Source organism: Moorena sp. SIO3B2, assembly GCF_010692525.1.
Lineage (GTDB): Bacteria > Cyanobacteriota > Cyanobacteriia > Cyanobacteriales > Coleofasciculaceae > Moorena > Moorena producens.
Genome location: NZ_JAAHHE010000526.1, coordinates 1 through 3,444, shown reverse-complemented (window position 1 = coordinate 3,444; position 3,444 = coordinate 1). Strand labels below are relative to the sequence as shown.

General features: G+C 46.7%; 2 protein-coding genes. Both read right to left on the bottom strand.

Features of this window, described 5'->3' with window-relative positions; genetic code table 11:
- Positions 1-480: 480 nt before the first annotated feature.
- The gene (locus F6K38_RS37410; RefSeq protein ID WP_044494956.1) at positions 481-1,686 is read right to left on the bottom strand and encodes an aspartate aminotransferase; all 1,206 of its coding nucleotides are present in this window, start codon (positions 1,684-1,686) and stop codon (positions 481-483) included.
- A gap of 798 nt (positions 1,687-2,484) precedes the next feature.
- A partial coding sequence (locus tag F6K38_RS37405; RefSeq protein WP_287360060.1) for an iron-containing alcohol dehydrogenase family protein occupies positions 2,485-3,444 on the bottom strand: 960 nt, incomplete at its 5' end.

Sequence of the window (3,444 nt, the reverse complement as noted above, 5' to 3'; positions counted from 1 at the left end):
GCTGTCACCAGCAAATTCACTGGAGCACTCCTAAGGGAGAGAATATCTAGGAGCCATATGAGGGGAAACTTTCACGTATGGTATGACAGGAGAGGTGCCCTCCTTAATCGGAGGCATCGACTCTAACAAATTACTAAAACAACATAGAGAAACCGGAGATATTAAACCGCAACGTCAAGGGGGAAGTCCGCCAGGGTGCATCTCAGTTTTGCCATTAGGCAAAACTGAGATGCACCCATTCTAAACTCTGGCCATTCTCACTGACAGCTATACGCAAAAATCGCTGTCGGTAAGGATAGTTAAGGCAAATGCAAGTTGTAAACCGATGCTACCAGATTTGATATAATTCCCCCAACAGTTGTTGAGTTCACTTACCTGCACCTACCTACAACTTGCACCTATTTACAACCTTAAACCTTAAACCTTAAACCTTAAACCTTAAACCTTAAACCTTAAACCTTAAACCTTAAACCTTAAACCTTAAACCTTAACCATTGTTTCGGCTTGGTAGCGGATATTAGCTTGTTTCAACCGATTGAGGGCTTCACCCAAGCGATCGCATTCCGCAATCAAACTAATCCGCACATACCCTTCACCCCCGATGCCAAAAGCATTTCCCGGCGTGAGGACTACTCCAGTTTGCTGCAAAACATCCAGAGCAAAATCCGTTGAACTTACCCCTACTGGGCAAGGAACCCACAGATACATGGTTGCCTTGGATTTAGGAATCTGCCAACCCAACTCTGCCAAACCCTCAATCATGAAATCTCGGCGGCGGCGGTAACGGTTTTGGACGTCTTGAAGGTAAACATCTGGCAGTTGCAAGGCCGCTTCAGCAGCGGTTTGCAAGGCAGCAAAGATCCCATAGTCCAGATTAGTTTTTAAGGTACGCAACCCTTGAATAATGCGGCTATTCCCCACTACAAAGCCAACGCGCCAGCCAGCCATATTATAAGTTTTGGATAGGGTGTGGAATTCTACACCAATATCTTTAGCGCCAGGAATTTCCAGCAAGCTAGTAGGCTGATAGCCATCAAATGCTAATTCCGCATAACATAAGTCATGTACTAGCAGAATTGAGTACCGACGGGCAAAGGCAACAATTTCTTCAAAAAACTCCCTTGGGGCGGTAGCGGTGGTCGGATTACTGGGATAGTTAAAATAGAGGATCTTAGCTCGTTGGGCAACCTGATCCGGAATTGCCCCTAAATCAATCAGCCAATCATTCTCCCGTTTCAAAACCAAGCTGTGAATTTCCCCCCCAGCAATCAACGGACCCCGGAAGTGGACCGGATAAGCAGGAGAAGGTACTAAAATCAAATCTCCCGGATTCACATAGGCCAAGGCTAGGTGAGCTAGTCCTTCCTTGGACCCTAACAGAGGTAAAGCTTCACTGTCTGGGTCTAGCTCCACATCATAGCGGCGGTGATACCAATTCGTAATTGCCCGACGGAAATTAGCAGTCCCCTCAAAGGGAGGATAACCATGGTTAGCCGGATTTTTTAAGGCTGCGATCGCTGCTTCGATCACCGGCTGCGGTGCTGAACCATCAGGATTACCCATCCCCAAGTCAATCAAATCCAGCCCTTGCTCACGGGCTCTTGCTTTTAATTCATCTAAACGAGCAAATACATAGGGAGGGAGTGCGCTTAGTCGTTGTGCTGGGGTAATCAAATCTACCATCATCAGTGTCAGGTTTGGAAGTTAGCCGGTTGAAGGTCAAAACCTAGAATTTTTGACTTTGGCCAAAAGGCCACGCGATCGCGAACGAGTTGAGAGCCAGTATAAGGGAAAATGCTAGTAATATAAAAGGTTATTAGAAATCCGAACACTGAAAACTCCGCCACAAAGCGAGCGGAGATGAAAGCGACTAGCGCGCTTTTAGCCTAAAAGAAATCTAGTCTAAAGGGTTGACGATTATCTAGCCCTAGGGTATATAAGTATAGGGTACAGGTTGAAAAACCGAGGCGCAACCGGGAGAGAAGCCCGCCACTGCTTGACCTTAAAACAGTAATGCCCGGAGGGCAGGGAAAATCCTCCTTAAAAACCCAATCGTTAACTAACAATTAACGTGTGAACCCAGAAAAATCACAACTTGAGAAAAAGAAACGGTACGGTGGGGCACACCGGAACCAGGCGAAAAGGAAGAGAAACGGACTCTTAAAGGCACTTCCAACTAAGTAACCAAACGCCTAGGGAGAATCGCCCTCTGGGTCTGTCGTAAATTGACTAAAAACTTGGTCTTGACGGGTTTTTGGTTAAGTACTGTCCTATTTTTGACGGCGTTAAAGATAGGAATACGGCGGTTTAAGGCGGCTCGTTGATCTAGGAATCCCCGCGCCTAATGGTCGGGGAGTGTCAACAGGTTTGAGCTCAAAAGCTGCAACCTTAACCCAACACCGTTCAACCTACAACCTGCAACCTGCAACATTTTTGAATGAAGAATGTAGAATTCCAAATTCTACATTCTTCATTCTACATTCTTCATTCTGACAGACAACCTTCAACCTCAACCGCTGGCAAACTTAACTCCTTACGACTGCCCTCAACTAGTATCCTAGTAGAAACCATTGCTGCCATCAGCTGTTCTGGAAGCACCTTAAACGGTAGCCGATGAATATCAGAATTTTCCCCACAGGCAATCTCAGCTGCTTTCTGTAACTGAGCCAAGGTAATCGACCCTAATCCCAGGTCTTGGAGAGTTTGGGGCAAACCAAGCTCAGCATAAAACTTCAGCAACTGTTGCCGTGCTGATGCCGCCAGTTGGTTCCCCTGAAGCATTTCTTCCAAACGCAGCTGCACCAAAATGCCATAAGCCACCTTTTCACCATGTAAAGAATCGTGAGCTGCTGGGATATGAGTTAAACCATTATGTACAGCATGGGCAGCAACAGTACGACATCGAGCTCCACCCAAGCCCCCAATCACACCAGCCAGTAAAACTGTTGCATCAACAACTTCCCGCCAAACTTGACTACCAGGTTGGGTTAGAGCCTCAACCGACTTTTGGAACAAAATATCTCGCAATACCCTTGCCTGTTGGACAGCCGCAATAATTAGAGTATCTGTAGCGCTACCACTACTAACCGAAGCTTCGTACCACTTCGCTAAGGCATCACCAATCCCGGCAACTAGGGTACGTTGGGGCGCTGTCTGAATCAAGCTGTAATCAAGTACCAATAAATCTGGGCAATGGTCAAGTCCAACATCATACAGGAAAGCCCCATGGTCAGAATAGATATTAGATAGAGCTGTCCAAGCGGCACAGGTAGCAGCAGAGGTGGGTACAGTAACTACAGGTAACTGACACTGGTGCGCTAGGATTTTAGCAGTATCCAACGCCTTACCTCCGCCAATCCCAATAATCAAGTCAGATTGATGAGCAGCAACAGCTTCTGAGAGTTTAGCTAGAGACTTCTCACTGCAATCAGGACTGTAGGATGC